At 37.5% G+C, this 18561-nt stretch carries 11 protein-coding genes; 9 read left to right on the top strand and 2 right to left on the bottom strand.

What is annotated here, in order from left to right; all coding sequences use genetic code 11:
- Positions 1–8: 8 nt before the first annotated feature.
- The 9 genes from GXM16_RS05240 to GXM16_RS05200 all read left to right on the top strand — a co-directional run bounded on the left by GXM16_RS05240 (position 9) and on the right by GXM16_RS05200 (position 16569).
- Complete coding sequence (locus GXM16_RS05240) at positions 9–1904, top strand: RagB/SusD family nutrient uptake outer membrane protein (RefSeq protein ID WP_163393353.1); 1896 nt, start codon at positions 9–11, stop codon at positions 1902–1904.
- Positions 1905–1916: 12 nt separating this feature from the next.
- On the top strand, positions 1917–3569 hold the full coding sequence (locus tag GXM16_RS05235) for a DUF5123 domain-containing protein (RefSeq protein WP_163393352.1): 1653 nt from the start codon (positions 1917–1919) through the stop codon (positions 3567–3569).
- A gap of 168 nt (positions 3570–3737) precedes the next feature.
- The gene (locus GXM16_RS05230; RefSeq protein WP_163393351.1) at positions 3738–5384 is read left to right on the top strand and encodes a glycoside hydrolase family 43 protein; all 1647 of its coding nucleotides are present in this window, start codon (positions 3738–3740) and stop codon (positions 5382–5384) included.
- 100 nt (positions 5385–5484) lie between these two features.
- Positions 5485–6705, top strand: coding sequence for a glycoside hydrolase family 88/105 protein (locus GXM16_RS05225; protein ID WP_208797371.1), 1221 nt, complete (start codon positions 5485–5487; stop codon positions 6703–6705).
- A 175-nt stretch (positions 6706–6880) separates the two neighbouring features.
- Positions 6881–8554, top strand: a complete 1674-nt coding sequence (locus GXM16_RS05220) for a glycoside hydrolase family 28 protein (RefSeq protein WP_163393350.1) — start codon at positions 6881–6883, stop codon at positions 8552–8554.
- Positions 8555–8818: 264 nt separating this feature from the next.
- Positions 8819–12034, top strand: coding sequence for a pectinesterase family protein (locus GXM16_RS05215; RefSeq protein WP_163393349.1), 3216 nt, complete (start codon positions 8819–8821; stop codon positions 12032–12034).
- Positions 12035–12069: 35 nt separating this feature from the next.
- Positions 12070–14652: a carbohydrate-binding protein gene (locus GXM16_RS05210; RefSeq protein ID WP_163393348.1), complete on the top strand. Its 2583-nt coding sequence runs from the start codon at positions 12070–12072 to the stop codon at positions 14650–14652.
- A 110-nt stretch (positions 14653–14762) separates the two neighbouring features.
- Positions 14763–15752, top strand: a complete 990-nt coding sequence (locus GXM16_RS05205) for an alpha/beta hydrolase (protein ID WP_163393347.1) — start codon at positions 14763–14765, stop codon at positions 15750–15752.
- Position 15753: 1 nt separating this feature from the next.
- Positions 15754–16569: a rhamnogalacturonan acetylesterase gene (locus tag GXM16_RS05200; RefSeq protein WP_163393346.1), complete on the top strand. Its 816-nt coding sequence runs from the start codon at positions 15754–15756 to the stop codon at positions 16567–16569.
- An 82-nt stretch (positions 16570–16651) separates the two neighbouring features.
- On the opposite strand, the gene GXM16_RS05195 is transcribed toward GXM16_RS05200, so the two are convergent.
- Together GXM16_RS05195 and GXM16_RS05190 are read right to left on the bottom strand one after the other, a co-directional pair.
- The gene (locus GXM16_RS05195) at positions 16652–16921 is read right to left on the bottom strand and encodes a hypothetical protein (RefSeq protein ID WP_163393345.1); all 270 of its coding nucleotides are present in this window, start codon (positions 16919–16921) and stop codon (positions 16652–16654) included.
- Positions 16922–17078: 157 nt separating this feature from the next.
- Positions 17079–18461 (bottom strand): sensor histidine kinase, encoded by a 1383-nt coding sequence (locus GXM16_RS05190; RefSeq protein WP_163393344.1) that lies wholly within the window; start codon positions 18459–18461, stop codon positions 17079–17081.
- Positions 18462–18561: the final 100 nt, after the last annotated feature.

Here is an 18561-nt window from a genome sequence, read left to right as displayed (position 1 = left end):
TTAAAATCATGAATAGAAAGATATTATTAAGTATGCTATTTGGTTTCGCATTGTGTTTTACATCCTGCGATGATTATTTAGACGTACATCCTGCAACCGGTTTTACCGAGGATGAAGTTTTTAGTACAGAAAATGAAATAAAATCTGCACTCGCGGGAGTATATACACTCATGCTGACTGACGATACATATTCTAATCGTCTTGCCTTTGTTTTTAATCCGAATACAGATGTAGAGACGTCCGCGGTCAATACTACTGCGGTGAATGTTAATGGTTCTGACATTGCCTGTTTTGAACCAAAACCTTATTGGACAACGCTGAATTCAACCTGGAATGCCATGTACAAGATTATCAATGGGGCGAATGATGTCATTCAGGGAATTGAAGGTTCTGATCTTTATAAAACAGCCAGCAAAACTGAGCCTTCAAAAATCACGCAGATGTACGGAGAGGCCAAAACAATCCGTGCCATGATATATTTAGATATGATCCGAATTTGGGGAGACGTTGTATTTCGTACGAAATCCTCAACCGGTGATGAAGATTTTAGAGTAGGAGTTACAGACAGAAACAAAATTCTGGAATTTTTAATAGATGACTTAAAATCGGTAGAACCTTTAATGCAATATGCCAGCGAACTGGATTATGGTCCGGAGCGTGCATCAAGAAGCTTTAATCAGGGACTAATTGGTTTACTTGCCCTTACCCGTGGAGGCTGGACTTTGCGTCCTGATAGCGATCCCGCAAGTATTGGACATATGGTTCGTGGAGAAAATCATGAATTGTATTATGATATTGCCATCCAGTATTTAGGAAAAGTAATTAATGAAGGAAAGCATGACCTGAAATTAAGCTATCGTGATTTTTGGATTACGCAAAACAAGTGGGTAACTCCGGCTAATGATGATGTAATATTTTCATTACCCTTATTGAAATCTATCTCAGGCGAGTATGGCTACGCTATTGGTGTCCCAATTATAGAAGGAAATCACCCTTACGGAGGTGCTTCTGGTTCTCTTAATTTAGCAGGAACCTATTTGTACTCGTTTGACAGTAAAGATTTGAGACGTGATGTTACCTGCGCGCCTTATTCGTATGATGCCACTTTAAAGCAGGTAATTCGTTTGGACTTAGCGAAACTGGCTGTTGGAAAATGGTCAAAACTTTACTCAGACCCACAAGGAGCTACGAGTGCTAAAGGAACTGGTGTTAACTATTCATGGATGCGATTTGCAGATGTACTGTTAATGTATGCAGAAGCGGTAAACGAGCGATTTGGTCCTCGTCAGGATGCTCAGGAATGTTTAAAAAGAGTACGCCGCAGAGCTTTTGATCCTGCAGACTGGGCAACAAAAGTAGATAGTTATGTTTCTTCAAAATCAAACCCTGATCTGTTTTTTAAGGCAATTATGGATGAGCGTGCCTGGGAACTTGGCGGAGAAAGCAAACGTAAATTTGACTTAGCACGCTGGAATAAATATAGTGAGGTAATTTACAACCAATACAACAAATTTGTTAACTGGGGAAAAGTAGCCAATGGAGAATATATAGCAGGAATTGACCCTGACCAGATTCCCGGAAGTGTTTACTGGAAAGAGATTCCGGATCCGGTAAATGCGGGTAGAACAATTTTAGATATCAAAGGAATTGATCCTGTTTTACAGGCTAAGCCTGCAGGTTATACAGAAACGGTTTTTGCAGCAAAATGGTATTCGTTAAATAGTGATACGCAGGCTTATGAGCCAAACAACGATGCGAAGTGGAGCTTTAGAGGTTTTATAAACTTCAACAATGCTTCAGCTGTGTCTCCTAATGATCCTTTACGCTATTTATGTCCTTATCCTGCTAAAGTGATTTCGGATCATCGCGGTGCAATTCAGAATTATTATGGTTTTAACTATTAAATTGAATTAGATATGAAAAATTCAAAAAGAGCGATTTATATTTTATCATTTCTCAGCATGATTTTGCTTGCAGGAATGCTAAACTCATGCCAGCAAGACGAATTTGCATATGCAAAAGTAGACGATTTGTTTTTGCCAAAGTTTGTACTTGATAAACCTAAGGTTGAAAGTAATAACGTCACAATGGTATGGTACAAAGTTAACGATGCTGTTTCTTATACAGTAGAGCTGCATTTGGATAACTATCATAGAAGTTTGTACAAATCCTATACTATTACAGAGTCACAGATTTTTATAGAAGATATTCCGTATAAAACGCAATTTCATATTCGTTTGCGGGCAAATCATGCTAATCCGGCGCATAATTCGCAATGGGCTTACACCACTGCACTAACCGAGGAACGTCCGGCCTATGCCCAGATTTTGAAACCTGTGCAGAAGGTAGATTTTACTGAAACCGAAGTAACTGCAAAATGGGTAATCGACCCTCAGAACCCGGTGGACAGTATTTCCGTAGAACCGGGACAGAATAAAGAGCTTCCGTCTATCGGACGTAAACTGACTTCAGCTGAAATAAGCAAAGGAGAGGCTACTCTTACAGGTCTGGAAAAAAATACACTATACAATTTGAATGTTTTTGATAATAACAAGCCTAAGCGTTATGATAAACCTTATAACCAGGTAACGTTCCGTACGGCAGGACCATCCGAAGCAACTATTGTCATTACTAATGGGATGGACCTTGATGCGATACTGAGGGCTAATAATGAAGATCCGGCTATTCCGGAAGGAACAGAATATTTCCTTGAAGCAGGATCGCTGTTCAAAATTACCCCTTTTGCAATTACAAAGGGATTCAAATTAATAGGTAGTACAGAAGGTGAGCGCCCTCAGATTGAAATGACCGGAAACTGGAATATTGCCGAAGGTTCTTACCTGAGTTCCTTGGTGTTTGGAAATATTCGTTTTTATCAAATCATTGATGCAAGTTATTTCTTTAACAGTGGAACTTCATGGACAATTGGAGAAGTGTCGTTTTATAACTGTGTTTTCAATCAGTTCAAAAGAGGCTTCTGGAGACATCAGGGGAACGGAAAATATAAAGAAATAGGAAAAATTGATATGCAGTCCTGTACTTTTGATCAGGTAGGAGGGCATTCAGGGACTTATGGTACATTTGTCTTTGGTTCTGCCGGTGCAGACAATGTTAAAGAAGCCACTTTCTCAAACTGTACTTATATGAGGGATAATTATCAGACGACTGACAGAACGCGAAATTTTAAAAATTTATTTGATTACGGTGCGTCTACGTATCCGATTCGTCTGACATTTGAGAATGTATCAATTTATGATTATGCTTATAACCGTGGATTGATTTATCTGGGTTCGGCTGTAGGATCTACATTGATCTTTAAAAACGTATTGTTAGCCTCTCCTTGCGGAAAAGTTGTTCAGAGTATTGGCGCAAATTCTACCACAGAATTCAGTAATAACTACACAACTACAGATTATCTGCTGGGAGCCGGAGCTATTAAAGGAACCGAACTAGGCATAAGTGCACAAAATTTATTTGTGAACCCTGCAGCAGGAGATTTAACAATCAAAGACGCCAATTCTCCTATCGTTACCAACAAGGTAGGAGATACAAGATGGCTTCCTAAATAAATATTGTTGGTTAATTGTTTAGTTAAAAAAGGAGTATCCTAACCCCGGATACTCCTTTTACTACCATGTTTTTTCTAATACTGATATTTCCGGCAATTTAGTCTGAGATAATCAGTCCTCTTAATAATAAATGTTTTCAGTAAAAACATGTGATTAAATACTATTAAAATGAAATTAAGACAATTAGTACTGTCGATAAGTTTGACAGTTTATGCAATGGGAGCGAATGCTCAGGTTTGGAATGCCGATTTAGGAAACGGAAAATACAAGAACCCTATTTTACATGTTGACTACTCCGATCCGGATGTATGTGCAGGTAAAGATGGGTATTATATGACCGCTTCAAGTTTTAACAGTTCTCCGGGACTTCCAATTCTGCATTCAAATGACCTTGTAAACTGGGAAATAACCGGATATGCATTACAAAATCAGTTTCCTCTCGAACATTATCGTACCGTAAGACATGGAGATGGTGTATGGGCTCCGGCAATCCGTTATCATAATGGTGAATATTATATTTATTGGGGAGATCCTGATTTTGGGATTTATATGGTGAAAACCAAAGATCCGTCGGGAATCTGGGAAGAACCGGTATTGGTAAAAGAAGCAAAAGGAATTATAGATACCTGTCCTTTTTGGGATGAAGACGGAAAAGCCTATCTGTCTTATGCATTTGCAGGAAGCCGTGCCAATGTAAAAACAGTATTAATGATGTCTGAAATGCTACCCGATGGTACTAAACTAATCGGAAATTCGGCAATGGTTTTTGATGGACATAATGGTCATACCACGGTAGAAGGTTCTAAAATGTATAAACGTGACGGCTATTATTGGGTTATGGCTCCGGCGGGAGGTGTAAAACCGGGCTGGCAATTGGCGATGCGTTCTAAAAATGTATGGGGACCTTATGAATCCAAAATTGTTTTGCATCAGGGCAATAGCGTTATGAACGGACCACATCAGGGAGGATATATTGAAACTCCAAACGGAGACGGATGGTTCATTCATTTTCAGGATCGCTGGGCATACGGACGTGTAGTGAATTTACAGCCTGTTACATGGAATGACGGCTGGCCAGTTATGGGGAAAGACACTAATAATGATGGTATTGGAGAACCGGTTATGGAGTGGACAAAACCAAATGTTGGTAAAACGTATCCCTTGACCCCGCACATTTCTTCTGATGAATTCAATAGTCATCAGTTTGGATTGCAATGGCAATGGCAGGCCAATCAAAATCCGGCGAAACACTGGGGTTGGTCATCGGCCAATCTTGGTTTTATGCGTCTGAACTGCATTCCGCGTGATGAAAACATCAAAACATTGTGGATGATGCCGAATCTGTTATTACAAAAATTTCCTGCACCTGATTTCACAGCTACCGCAAAACTAAATTTTGAAGTGAATCCAGATGCAAAAGAATGCGGAACCGGTCTAGTTATTTTTGGTGAAGATTATTCATATATCGCTATAGAACAGGATGCTGCCGGTAAACTGAAACTGGTTCAGCGTTCTATGAAAAATGCCAGAACATCCAAAGATATCGAAACTGAAGTTGCTTCAGTTGCGATTGATCAAAAAGCGGTTTATTTAAGATCTAAGGTAGAAATGGTTCAAAACAAAGAACCTTTCGATTCAAAAGTTACTTTTTATTACAGCACCGATGGAAAAAACTTCAAAGCTTTTGGAAAGCCTTTCAAACCTGCTGCCGGACGCTGGGTAGGAGCAAAAATCGGATTGTTTGCAACAGGAAGCAAATCAGTTAATGACAGCAGTTATGCAGATTATGACTGGTTTAGGGTAGAAAAAAATTAGAAACGTCAATTCGAGTGTTTTTTTATGCAATAAAACGGAATAAAAAATGTATCGGGAATCTTTTTTAATTCCTTGCTAACATGTTATTAAGTTAAAAAATATGATACGTAAAATAAAATATTGTGTTCTCTCTTTAGTAGTTTCCCATTTGGCTTCATTTGGACAATCAAAACTAAAGGATAATCAAATTTCTCCAATCGAATGGTCTAAAAAAATGGCAGATTCTGACCAGAAACGGGTTCCGAATCCGGTATTTCTGGATGGTGTAAAATATCCAAAATGGAACTACACCAACGGTTTGGTAGCACTCGCCAATCAGGAGTTGTATGATTACACTAAGGATCAAAAATACTGGGATTACGGTCTGAGTTATGCCGATCAGCTAATTAACAAGGAAGGAAAAATTCTGGGTGGTTATGAACTCGAAAAGTACAGTCTTGACTTAATTAATTCCGGAAAGATTCTTTTTGAAATTTATAAAAAAACAGGCGAAGAGCGATACAAAACAGCCATTAATGTACTTCACAAACAGTTAGAAGGCCATCCAAGAAACTCAGATGGAGGCTATTGGCACAAAAAAAGTTATCCATGGCAAATGTGGCTTGATGGGGTTTATATGGCAGACCCTTTTTCTGCACAATATGGCCTTGTTTTCAATGATCTAAAGGCAATAGATGATGCTATTCTACAGGCAGAACTGATCCAAAAACACACTTTTGATTTAAAAACCGGACTGAATTTTCATGGTTATGACGAAAAGAAAGCACAGTTCTGGGCTAATAAAGAAACAGGGCGTTCCTCTCATATATGGGGACGCGCGCAGGGCTGGTACTGCATGGCTTTGGTAGATATTTTAGACTTTGTCCCGACAGATCATCCAAAGCGAAACGAATTGATCAAAATTGTTCAAAAAGTCTTTACAGCTGTTCTAAAGGCTCAGGAAAAGGAGTCCGGAGTCTGGTGGCAGGTAATGGATCAGCCGGGACGAAAAGGCAATTATCTGGAATCAACCTGCTCGACCATGTTCGTTTATTCTTTTGCAAAAGCATATCGAAAAGGATATGTGGGTAAAGGCTATTTAAAATCGGCTCAAAAAGGTTTTAACGGAATCCTGAAACAATTCATAAAAGAGAATCCGGATGGAACAATTTCGATTACAAAATGCTGTGCAGTTGCCGGATTAGGAGGAAAAAATCCTAAAGATCGCGACGGATCATTCGAATATTATATTTCTGAACCCATCAGAGATAATGATGCGAAAGCTGTCGGACCTTTTATAATGGCGGGTATCGAATTACAACTGATTTCGGATAAAAAGTAAAATCAGAAACTAAAAACATATAATACTTAGGATTAAATTTTATTTAAAAAACAGAATGTTAAAGAAACACATTTCTTTTGGCAATAGCTATTCATGAGACTTTAGATGAGTATAATGCTTTTTTGAGCTGCGAAATCTATGTTTCGATGTGTTTTAAATATAAAAGAATTAATATATGATAAAAATTAAAACTGCTTCCCTAACTGGGTTTCTAATCTTCTCGCTTATTTTCTCCAGCAATAAGATTGTGGCTCAAAATAAGACATCCACAGATAAAAAACTTCCTTTCGACATGCCGGAAGTACAGATTCCAAAGTTTAAAAAAGACACTTTGAATATTGTTGATTTCGGAGCTGTTCCAAACACTGAAGCACTTTGTACAAAAGCGATTAATGATGCTATTGCGAAATGTTCTAATTCAGGTGGAGGCGTTGTGGTTATTCCGCCCGGTTTGTGGACTACGGGTCCGATAAAGATGAAAAGCAATGTGAATCTACATACCAAAAATGGTGCTTTCATTTCATTTACCAACGATGTAAAACAATATAAACTGATCGAATCCTATTTTGAAGGAAATAAAGTTATTCGTTGCGAATCTCCAATTATGGGAATCGGTTTAGAAAATATTGCCATTACAGGAGAAGGAATTTTTGATGGAAATGGCGGTGCATGGCGTCCGGTTAAAATTGGTAAAATGACTGCAGGTCAATGGGATGAACTTATTAAATCAGGCGGTGTATTGTCTAAAAACGGCAAAATCTGGTATCCCTCAGAAGGAGCTTACATGGGCAATGAAGAAAAAAATAAACTTCCAAAAACTGCTACTGTAGAAAATATGGAACCTTACAAGCAGGCTCTTCGCCCGGTAATGGTAAGTCTTGTAAATTGTAAAAAAATACTGCTGGATGGCGTTACTTTTCAAAATTCCCCGGCATGGAATGTCAATCCGCTAATGTGCGAGCATGTTACACTGAGCAACCTAACAATACGTAATGCGTGGTATTCTCAAAACGGAGATGGGCTTGACTTAGAATCCTGCCGTATCGGTACAGTTAAAAACTGTCGTTTTGATGTGGGCGATGATGCAATCTGTATTAAATCAGGAAAAGATAAAGAAGGCAGGGAAAGAGGAAAACCAACCGAATTATTTGTTATTACAGATTGTGTAGTCTATCATGCACATGGAGGTTTTGTAATTGGAAGCGAAATGTCAGGTGGTGTCAAAAATATATTTGTTAAGAACCTAACCTTTAACGGAACGGATTGCGGTCTTCGTTTTAAATCGGTTAGAGGACGTGGCGGTGCGGTGGAAAACATATGGATGGAAGATGTAAAAATGAACAATATTCCAACTGATGCCATTAATTTTAATCTGTACTATTTCGGAAAAGCAATTGATGAAGACCCTGAAACAGGTGAAATGACTGTTGAAAGCATGCCGATAACAGAAGAAACACCTTCATTTAAAAACATGTATTTCAAAAATATTTATGTAAACGGTGCCAGACAGGCTTTGAAGATTATGGGAATTCCTGAAATGCCTGTTGAAAACCTCCAGTTTAAAAACATGATTATCCGGTCAGAAAAAGGTATTCAGATCAATTACGGAAGCAAAATCGATTTTGAAAACATTGATTTAAGACTTGACAAACCAGGTATTGCTGTTAGTCTTTCAAACAGTCAGAATATAAATGTTATAAGTTTTAAATCATCCGGAGAAAACCAATTGTTCTGGATTGGTGGTGTTTCAACAAAAAATATAGCATTAAAACCTAACGGTAAAAAAATGACTTTTGACGATGTAAAAATGCTGAAATCAATTAAAGATGAAGTTAAAATAATTGAGTGATTAGTGATTAATCCTAAAGAATAAGATTACAATAAAAAAAGATCAATTCGAGTTTTTTCTGTATGGAACAGAAGAAAAAATGTATCGGGAACCGTTTTGATAGTTTACTGTTCTCAATACAATCCCGCCTTTGGACGGGATTACTCGAACTGATGAAACTAATTAAATCTAATGAATTAAATTATCAATACACTTTTCTCTAAAATTTTAATTAAGTAAGATTTTGAAGAAAAAAATAATTATCTAACCAAAACCAAACCACAAATGAAAAAACAATACTATTTTATTTTCCTGTTACTAATGCTCTTTTCATTAGCGGGATTTTCCCAAACAGTCCAGAGGATTGAAGCTGAAAGTTATAATTTGAATTCAGGAGCAAAATCAGAAAATAATGCTGCACTTTCCGGAGGAAAAAATGTTGGGTACATTAAAAACAATACCTGGATTAGTTTCACCGCACATGTATTTGATCAATATGACACCAACATTAACATTGCAGCCGCCGGTGCAACCGGAGGAACTATTGAGTTTCGACTGGGTTCAGCAACAGGAACATTAATCGGAACTGCAACGGTTAGCGGTTCAGCCGGATTCAACGATTACAAAATGTTTTCGGCTGCCATTACACCCACAACCGGAACGCATGATTTGTATGTTGTCTTCAAACACCCGACAAATACAGGCTACTTATTCAATATAGATTATTTTGAAAAAGTAACTAATAATCCAGGCGCTGTTACTTATACTCTGGCGACAAATGTTAGTCCTTCATCATCGGAAACAGTTTCATTAAATCCGGCAGGCACCAATTTTAATGAAGGAACAGCCATTACGTTAACGGCAAATAAAAACTTCGGCTATAATTTTACAAGATGGATAGATGGCAACGGAGCTTTGGTTTCAACGGCAAATCCATATACTTTCAACATCACTTCAAATTCAACTATTGTTGCAGAATATACTCCGGTCGATACGTATACTTTGAGCGTAAACGTTAACGGAGCTTACGGTTTAGGGGATTATTCTATTTCTCCTGCCGGAAAAGATGGAGCTTTTTCTGTTTATGAAAAGGGAACAAATGTTACCATAACGGCTATAGAAAATGATATTATTAAATTCAGTAACTGGTCTGACGGATCAACGGCGTTAAGTACTACTGTCAATATGAATGAAAACAAAAGTATTACAGCTACATATGATAACGCAGCATTTATAGCAGGCTGGACCTTTAAAAATGATCAGTATGCTAACCCGAGGATAGCTGAATTATATGCGAATGTTGACAACAGACCACAGTTATCTGCTTATAATCTGACAGATAACGTTTTTGCTCCAAATGTGAGACTTTTAAACAGAGGCGGAAAAAATGGGGTAGGTGTATGGAATACCGTCAGAGGCGATTTTTTCTATTTTATGACTTCTTTTTCAACTGTTGGTTATAAAAACATAAACATTTCATCAGGACTGATTGGCTATTACTATGGCTGTGATGAATGGACTTTTCAATACTCTCTGGATGGTGTAAATTTCCAGAATATTTCGGCTCCGACAAGTATCAATACAAGTTCTGTTACCCCAATTGGAGGAATACTGCCTGTGGAAGCTGAAGGAAAAGTAAAAGTATTTATCAGATGGTTTCCTAATGTAAACGGGCCAAAACACGGAACTGCAACTGATGTAACGGCAACAGTTTTATCAAATGTCATGGTAAAAGCCGAAGAAGTTTTTGTTACAGATGCGACTTCACCTATATTGGTATCGACACTTCCTGCTGCCGCTTCAACTACTGTTGGCGCGAGTGGAAATATCATTCTTACTTATGATGAAAAAGTAAAGTCAGGCAGCGGAATGGCAACACTTAACGGGAAAAATCTAACTGCAGAATTTTTAAACAAAACCGTAAAATTCAGTTATTTCGGATTAGAGTATAACACACAATACACGTTTACCCTTCCTGAAGGTTTCATTACAGATTTATCAGGTAATAATGCGGCAGCCGTTAATCTGTCTTTCAAAACCATGGAAAAACCAATTCCTGCCAAACGTACTTTCGATTTGATTGTCGATGCGAATGCAACGGCAGATCAGGTTACTTCCGGTAAATATGTAAAAACTATAGCTGAAGCCTTTGCTAAAGCACCTTCTAATGCATCAACAAGATTCCTGGTACTGATTACGAACGGAACTTATAATCTGGGCGGTGATGGTACAAATCCGCAGGGAATCGTGCTGCAGCTTCCTTCAGGTAAAAATAATGTATCCTTGATTGCCCAGTCAAAAGACAAAGTTATTCTTCAGGGAAATCCGGGCTTGGGAATCAAGAATGCGGTTCTTTCGATTGAAGCTAATGATTTATACATGGAAAATATCACCATAGAGCATAAAGACGGGATCACAACATCTGGCCAAAGACCGGCACTAAATCCAGCTGGGGACCGAAATGTGTACAACGGAATCAGACTTCGAAGCAAACAGGATACACAGGTTACTGGCGGAAACAGAAGTTTTTATTATAAATCAACGATTGAAGGTGATGTTGACTTCATCTGCGGAGGAGGAACACACTGGTTTGAAGAATGTAAACTGGTTTCTGTAGCAAGCGGTTATATCGTCGCTCCAAATCATACTGCAGGTACATCATACGGATACATTTTTAATAATAACACCATTACTGCAGCTACAAGTTATTTTTTAGGACGTCCGTGGCAGAATGCACCAAAAGCAGTTTATTTAAACACCACCATGGTAAATGAACCCAATACACAAGGCTGGGCAAGCATGGGAACAGTGCCGGCACTTTTCGCAGAGTACAATAGTGTTAATGCTAGCGGAGTCGCCGTAAATACAGCTAACAGAACCAACATTTTTAACGTAAGCGGTGTTCCTCAGACAGGAAATTACAATCCGGTTTTAACCAAAGCACAGGCAGATGAATACACTATCGAAAATGTTTTGAGCGGTACTGACAAATGGGATCCCCGCCTCATAGTAGAACAAATTACAGCACCTTCGAACCTTGTTTTTTCAGGCAGCAACACGCTGAAATGGGACAATAACCCATATGCTATTTGTTATGTGGTGAGCAAAGACGGAAATATAATTAGCATTACAACCGATGCAACTTATGTAGATAATATTCCTGCTACGGGTATTCACGAATATGCTGTACAGGCAGTCAATGAATTTGGCGGACTCAGTGTTGTAAGTACTTTGAGCGCTACATTAGGGTTAGGAGACATAAAAGAATCCAAGGCAATAACAGCCTATCCAATACCAACAAATAACATTGTTAACCTGGCATTACCCGAAGAAACAGGAGACCTGAACTATGAAATTTATTCAATTCCGGGAAACAATGTAAAACAAGGCGTTCTGGCAGCACGATCAATAGATTTAAGCACGTTGACTTCCGGTGTTTACATTATTAGTATTAAAACTAAAGAAGGAGCTGTATACAAAGTGAAAGTAATCAAAAATTAGTAATCACACAGACTATTTAACCAAATAAACCAAAAATGAAAAAACAATATTTTATTTCCATGTTACTGATATTCTTTTCAGTACTAGGTTTTTCGCAGACCACTCAGCGGCTTGAAGCGGAAAATTTCACTACCTTCAATGGAGTGTCTATAGAAACCAATGCGGCGCTTTCCGGAGGTAAAAACATCGGGAATTGTAAAAATGGAAACTGGATTAGATTTGCAGGACATACCTTTAATCAATATGATACCCGTTTCGATATTGCAGCAGCCAGCAGAACGCAAACAGGATCACCTACAGTTGGAACTTTGGCCGGGACTGTTGAAATAAGAATAGACGGAACTAATGGTACCTTAATTGGTACAGCCAATATTAATACCACTGCTACGGGAAATTGGACGACTTATCAAATTGTTTCTGTTCCTATAGCTCAAACGACAGGCACACATGATTTATACTTTGTATTTAAACCTGTTACCGGAAATAATTATGTAGGCAATTTTGATTATTTTGAAAAAGTAACCGATAACGCTAATGTTTCTATCTATACCCTAACAACGAGTACAAACCCCGTTTCCGGAGGTATTATCACTTCTGCTACACCGGGAAGCCAGTTTGTTGAGGGGACTCAAATTACGCTGACAGCAACTCCAAACTTTGGTTATAACTTTGTAAGATGGGTTGATGGTAATGGAAACCCGGTCTCAACGGCTAATCCGGTTACTTTTGCTATTACATCAAATGTCACGTATACAGCAGAATTTAAAACGGCTAATACGTACACAATATCATATCAAAACTCAGTTGACGGATCGGCGTTAACAGGATTAACTCCAACGGTATATACAGAAGGAATTCCGATAACTCTTCCTGTTCCAAATGTGATGGGCTATACATTCTACGGATGGTCAATATCCTCGACGACACCAAATACCATTAAAAAAACAGAAACAACTACTACAGGAAATCAGGTTTTTTATGCCTTTTGGGGGACAACAGGAGCAAATGATAAAAGTACTCCTGCTTTTCCCGGCGCAGAAGGCTATGGCAAATATGTTACAGGCGGCCGTGGCGGAAAACTTATTTATGTTACCAACCTGAATGATTCAGGACCAGGTTCACTAAGGGATGCTGTAAATCAGTCAGGTCCAAGAATTGTTGCTTTTAAAGTATCGGGTAATATCAAACTGGAAAGCAGACTGAATATCAAAGATAATATTACTATCGCAGGACAAACCGCTCCGGGCGGAGGTATTACACTAAGGGATTATGATGTAAAAGTAGGAGGAAACAATGTTATTATTCGCTATTTACGTTTTAGAATGGGGGATGAAAAAAATGTAGAAGATGATGCAATGGGAGGACGTTTTCAAAAAGATATTATAGTAGATCACTGCTCGATGAGCTGGTCAACAGATGAATGCGTTTCATTTTATCAGAATGAAAATTTCACACTTCAATGGTGTATTATTTCAGAAAGTCTTCGAAATTCGGTTCACAATAAAGGTAATCATGGTTATGGTGGAGTATGGGGAGGAAGAAATGCTTCGTTTCATCACAATTTGCTTGCACATCATGACAGCCGTAATCCGAGATTGGGAGAATATGCAAATGATCCTTTTGCATTAACTGATTTAGTGGATATACGTAACAATGTGATATACAACTGGTGCGGAAACAGTTGTTACGGTGGAGATGCTATGAATGTGAATCTGGTAAATAATTACTGGAAGCCAGGGCCTGGAACGTCTAATTCTACTAAAGAACGTATTTTATCTACAGGAAGAAGCCTTGATGCAACATCACCATTGTACGGAATCTGGGGAAAATATTATGTAGACGGAAATTATGTAAACGGGTCTGCCAGGGCTACTCAGGACAACTGGACATACGGCGTATTTAGTCAGTTTCACGGAAGCCAGTTACCAGTTACTGAAGCTAATAAAGAAGAACTAAAAATTGAAACGCCACATGCCTTTGCAGAGATTACAACACATACTGCTGCAAAAGCGTATGAACTGGTTTTAGACCATGCTGGTGCCAATTTGTTCAGAGATACAGTTGATTTAAGAGCTGTTAACGATACAAGATCAGGTATCGCATCAATCATGAATGGAGGTAACGGAAGTACAAACGGATATATTGATACTCAGGCTGCTGCCGGTGGATGGCCCGTACTGCCAACCGAAACAGCACCTGTAGATACTGACGCAGATGGTATGCCCGATACGTGGGAAACAGAAAAAGGCTTGAATCCTTCAAATGCAGCTGATGGAAATTTAAAAACACTTGATGCAGGATATACAAATGTCGAAGTATACATCAATAGCATTGTAAAAGCAATTACAGATATTCAAAACGGAACACTGGGTGTGAATGAATATTCAAACAAAAGCAATTTGTTTTATGCTTATCCAACTGTAGGTAAGAATAAAATAACGCTGAAATCATTTGTAGATAATGACACCGTGTCATTCATTAGTGTTGCGGGACTTGTTATCAAGCAAATTGAAACAACCAGCCTTGAAACAGAGATTTCTGTAAACGATTTACCTCATGGACTTTATTTTATTAAAAGTTCAAAAACAGGACTGGTTACAAAAATAATCGTTCAGTAATTTTTAACAAGGATTATTATTAGTTTTCAAAAATGCTAATAATAATCCTTTTTTTTATTTCATGTTAAACTAATAGCTGTTTCTTTGCAAAAGATTTAATAAACCAAAAAATGAAATTAGTTAAACAAACCGTTTTCTCTCTGATTCTTTTTCTGAGTTTTCAAAGCCAGGCACAGAAAACAATTAATATTATTCCGAGAGATACTTCTTTTAATATATCCAATGAATATAAGAAGCAGCTTAAGTATTTTCCGCACATAAAAGCTGCCAAAGATATTTTGCCTGCAGGAGTTACTGAAAATAGGGAGCTTGTTTATACTACACTAAAAAACACGCCTTTTGGAGACAGGGATTTGCATTTGGATGTTTTTTCTCCAAAAAAAAACGGAAAATATCCAGCCCTTATTATGATTCATGGAGGAGGATGGAGATCCGGAGATAAGAAACTTCAGATTCCGATGGCACAAAAACTGGCAGCTAAGGGTATAGTTACCATCTGTGTTGAATACCAGCTTTCGCTGGAAGCTAAATATCCGGCAGCAGTTTACAATATAAAATCGGCTATAAGATGGGTAAGGGCAAATGCCGGAAAGTATAATATTGACCCCAATAAAATTGCTGTTTCCGGTTGTTCGGCAGGAGGACAGCTGGCAATGTTGGTTGGACTTACAAATGGCGTTGCATCAAAAGAAGGTGATCAGGGTAATTTAGGTTTTTCAAGCGAGGTACAGGCTATTGTGGATATTGACGGAGTTGTTGATTTTATGGCGCCCTCATCACTTAACTTAACCCGAAAACCCAATTCTCCGGACGTAGAATGGCTGGGAGGAACATTCTTTGAAAAACCGGAAGTATGGAAAGATGCTTCGGGTATTTTTTGGGCAAACGAAAAGTCGTGCCCCATATTATTTATTAACAGCGGGTTTTCAAGATTTCACGCGGGTCAGGACGAGCTGATCGGGATGATGAAAGAGTGGAACATTTATACCGAAGTGCATAAGTTTGATGAAAAAATTCATCCGTTTTGGCTATTTGAACCCTGGGTAGATCCTACGGTCAATTACATCTATGATTTTTTAATGAAAAATTTGAATAAATAATATGAAATCAAAATTTGTAATCGCTGTTTGTTGTCTTACAGCAAGTCTTATGATTATGGCTTTCACAACAAAAAAATCTAATATAACAACTCTTTATTTAATAGGGGATTCTACCATGGCTGATTATGCCAATAATTATGAACCGGGAAAAGATTACATGAAAACAAGGTATCCGGTTACAGGCTGGGGACAGGTTTTTCAACCTTTTTTTGCGAAAGACAGTTTAAAACAAATAAAGAATTTTATAAAAACAGACAGTGTTCGTGTTGATGATAGGGCAAGGGGAGGACGAAGTACTAGAACCTTTTTTCAGGAAGGGCGCTGGAGGGCCGTATATGAAAATCTTAAAAAAGGGGACATTGTTATGATGCAATTTGGGCATAATGACAGTGCAGCCGATAAAACAGAAAGATATGTAGATGTTAAAGGGTACAAAGAATTTTTAAGGCTTTTTGTTTCACAGGCAAGAGAAAAAGGAGCTTATCCAATTGTCCTTACACCGGTAGCCAGAAATTTTCCATGGAAAGAAAATGTTTTAAATGATGTTCACGGAGAATACGATAAAGCGCCAAAAGATGTTGCAGCTGAAATGAAAGTGCCCTTAATAGATTTGAATAAAGCTTCCAGGGAATTTTTTACAAAAAAAGGAAAAGATTTTGTTTCAGAAAATTACTTCATGAATTTACCCGCGGGAAAATATGAAGCTTATCCGGAAGGTCAAAAAGATAATACTCATTTCCAAACCAAAGGCGCTGTAGAAGTTGCGAGACTTGTTTTTGAAGGGATGAAGCAATTAAACTCTATTTCAAAAAAATAATAGGTGTAACAAAAGAAAACAAATACTTCCTTGGTATAATCTAAGTTATAGTATTATAAAACAAGGAAGTATAAAAATTGAATTAGGCATTTTCAGGTTGTGGTTCAGTCAGCGCCTCCAATTCAGACTTTATAACATCCTTATATTTTGCCAGCCCAATTGCTATTATAGGAATAGATAACTTGCTAACTACAGAACTGGCCTGATTTTTACCAATTTTCTTAAGGTATGAAGATAAAAGCAGAGAGCCAATCGCACCAAATAATATATAATTGGCGGGAACATCGGCAATTTTCTCTTCAATAAATTCCCTGATATCTTCCAGGTTCTCCTGATTAATTAAATTTTCCATAATTACTGTCTTTTAAAGATTATTTAAATTCTAATTTACAGATTTATGGGTGCTTGAATTTTATAGAATTGGAGAATTGACTTATATAATTATGAGAGATTTTGTGCAAATGAATTTAGTAATTTATGCCAAAACATTTTGAAAAATAACACTTGTATTAATTGGAGCCAGCATTAACAAAAGGTAAGGTAAATTTAAACGTACTGCCATTCCCTCCATTACTTTCTGCCCAGATTTTGCCTCTGTGGAGATGTATAAATTCACTGCATAGCAATAATCCCAGACCGCTTCCCGTTTCATTTTCTGTACCTTTTTGAATTACCTTCCTATTGATTTGGAATAATTTATCTTTTATGTCATCAGGGATCCCAATTCCGTTATCAGTGATAGAAATCTCTACTTTTCGATCTGTTTTTAACAGTCTTATTTCAACCTTGCCATTTTTATCAGTAAACTTGATGGCATTGTTCAGTAAATTACGTACAACAGTATCAATCATGTTTTTATCTGCCTCAACTTCTATAAGACCAGAGGGTTCAAATGAAAGCTGTATGTTTTTATTTAATGCAGCATTTTTGTTTAACTCGATATTTTCTTCAATCAGTGTATTTAATATTATCTTTTCAGGACTAAATGTAATCATTCCGGTTTGCACTCTCGACCATTCTAATAGATTTTCCAGTAATTTATAGCTGTTTTTATTTGATTGGTATAACATTTCAGAAATCTCCCTGATTTCTTCCCGACTGTACTTTTCTATATCTTCTGCCAATAATTCTGAAAGGGATGCTGCAGCACCGACCGGTCCTCGCAAATCATGTGAAATAATGGAAAAGAATTGATTTTTGTCGTCCAGAAGCTTCCGTATCTTATGATCCTGTTTTTCTTTTACCAGTAACAAAAAACCCACAATTCCAACAAGGGCTACCAGGAATAAACCAATACTATAAAAACTGTCCAGAGTATCGTTGGAAAAAAAAAGATTTGTAGGATGCATATACCTGTAAGCTGCACGTATTAGAATCAGAATCTCAAATAGTGCATAACAAAGCACATAGAAGGTCCTAAAAAAGTTTTTCTTTCCTTTTTCAGTAAAATAATGAATAATCGGGGGTAAATAAATGGCAAATATCCCAATGGCTCCAATTAAAACGCGGGTATTTATTGTACTCCCCAAAAACGTTCCAACATTGAAAACTATCACAGCAGCAAAAGTAATTGCCATCTGTAATCTGAAACGTTTTTTTGTGTTAGTTTTAAGAAGCGACAACATGGCTATCGTTTCATAACAGCAGGCGCAAAAAATCATGGAATTCGCAACATTGATGGAGAGAAAATCGTCGATGACATTCCTCAAAATAATCAATATCCATGCGACAGTCAGCAATAATTTTCCTACTCCAAACCATTTTAAGGTTTTTCTGTTATCAACAGTAGCATAGGAAAATGAATAACTGAAAATAAGTATGCAGGTAAAAAAATTGCCCCAAAAATAAAGTAAAAAAATAGTTTTTGGATCTACAAGTACAACTTCGGGCATTATTAACTTTTGGCTTTTAAGAAATGGATACCGCAAAGATACAAATTAAGCCTTAAAAATCCATAATATCACTGATTATGAAACCTTTTAGCGATCGATT

Origin of the sequence: Flavobacterium limi (assembly GCF_010645075.1) — a bacterium.
In the GTDB taxonomy this organism is placed as follows: domain Bacteria; phylum Bacteroidota; class Bacteroidia; order Flavobacteriales; family Flavobacteriaceae; genus Flavobacterium; species Flavobacterium limi.
This window is presented reverse-complemented; position numbering and strand designations above follow the sequence as displayed.

Coding starts and splice junctions, on each gene's coding strand:
- GXM16_RS05210 (WP_163393348.1), top strand. CDS start 12,070: ATGAAAAAACAATATTTTATTTCCATGTTACTGATATTCTTTTCAGTA.
- GXM16_RS05225 (WP_208797371.1), top strand. CDS start 5,485: ATGATACGTAAAATAAAATATTGTGTTCTCTCTTTAGTAGTTTCCCAT.
- GXM16_RS05200 (WP_163393346.1), top strand. CDS start 15,754: ATGAAATCAAAATTTGTAATCGCTGTTTGTTGTCTTACAGCAAGTCTT.
- GXM16_RS05240 (WP_163393353.1), top strand. CDS start 9: ATGAATAGAAAGATATTATTAAGTATGCTATTTGGTTTCGCATTGTGT.
- GXM16_RS05235 (WP_163393352.1), top strand. CDS start 1,917: ATGAAAAATTCAAAAAGAGCGATTTATATTTTATCATTTCTCAGCATG.
- GXM16_RS05205 (WP_163393347.1), top strand. CDS start 14,763: ATGAAATTAGTTAAACAAACCGTTTTCTCTCTGATTCTTTTTCTGAGT.
- GXM16_RS05195 (WP_163393345.1), bottom strand. CDS start 16,921: ATGGAAAATTTAATTAATCAGGAGAACCTGGAAGATATCAGGGAATTT.
- GXM16_RS05220 (WP_163393350.1), top strand. CDS start 6,881: ATGATAAAAATTAAAACTGCTTCCCTAACTGGGTTTCTAATCTTCTCG.
- GXM16_RS05215 (WP_163393349.1), top strand. CDS start 8,819: ATGAAAAAACAATACTATTTTATTTTCCTGTTACTAATGCTCTTTTCA.
- GXM16_RS05190 (WP_163393344.1), bottom strand. CDS start 18,461: ATGCCCGAAGTTGTACTTGTAGATCCAAAAACTATTTTTTTACTTTAT.
- GXM16_RS05230 (WP_163393351.1), top strand. CDS start 3,738: ATGAAATTAAGACAATTAGTACTGTCGATAAGTTTGACAGTTTATGCA.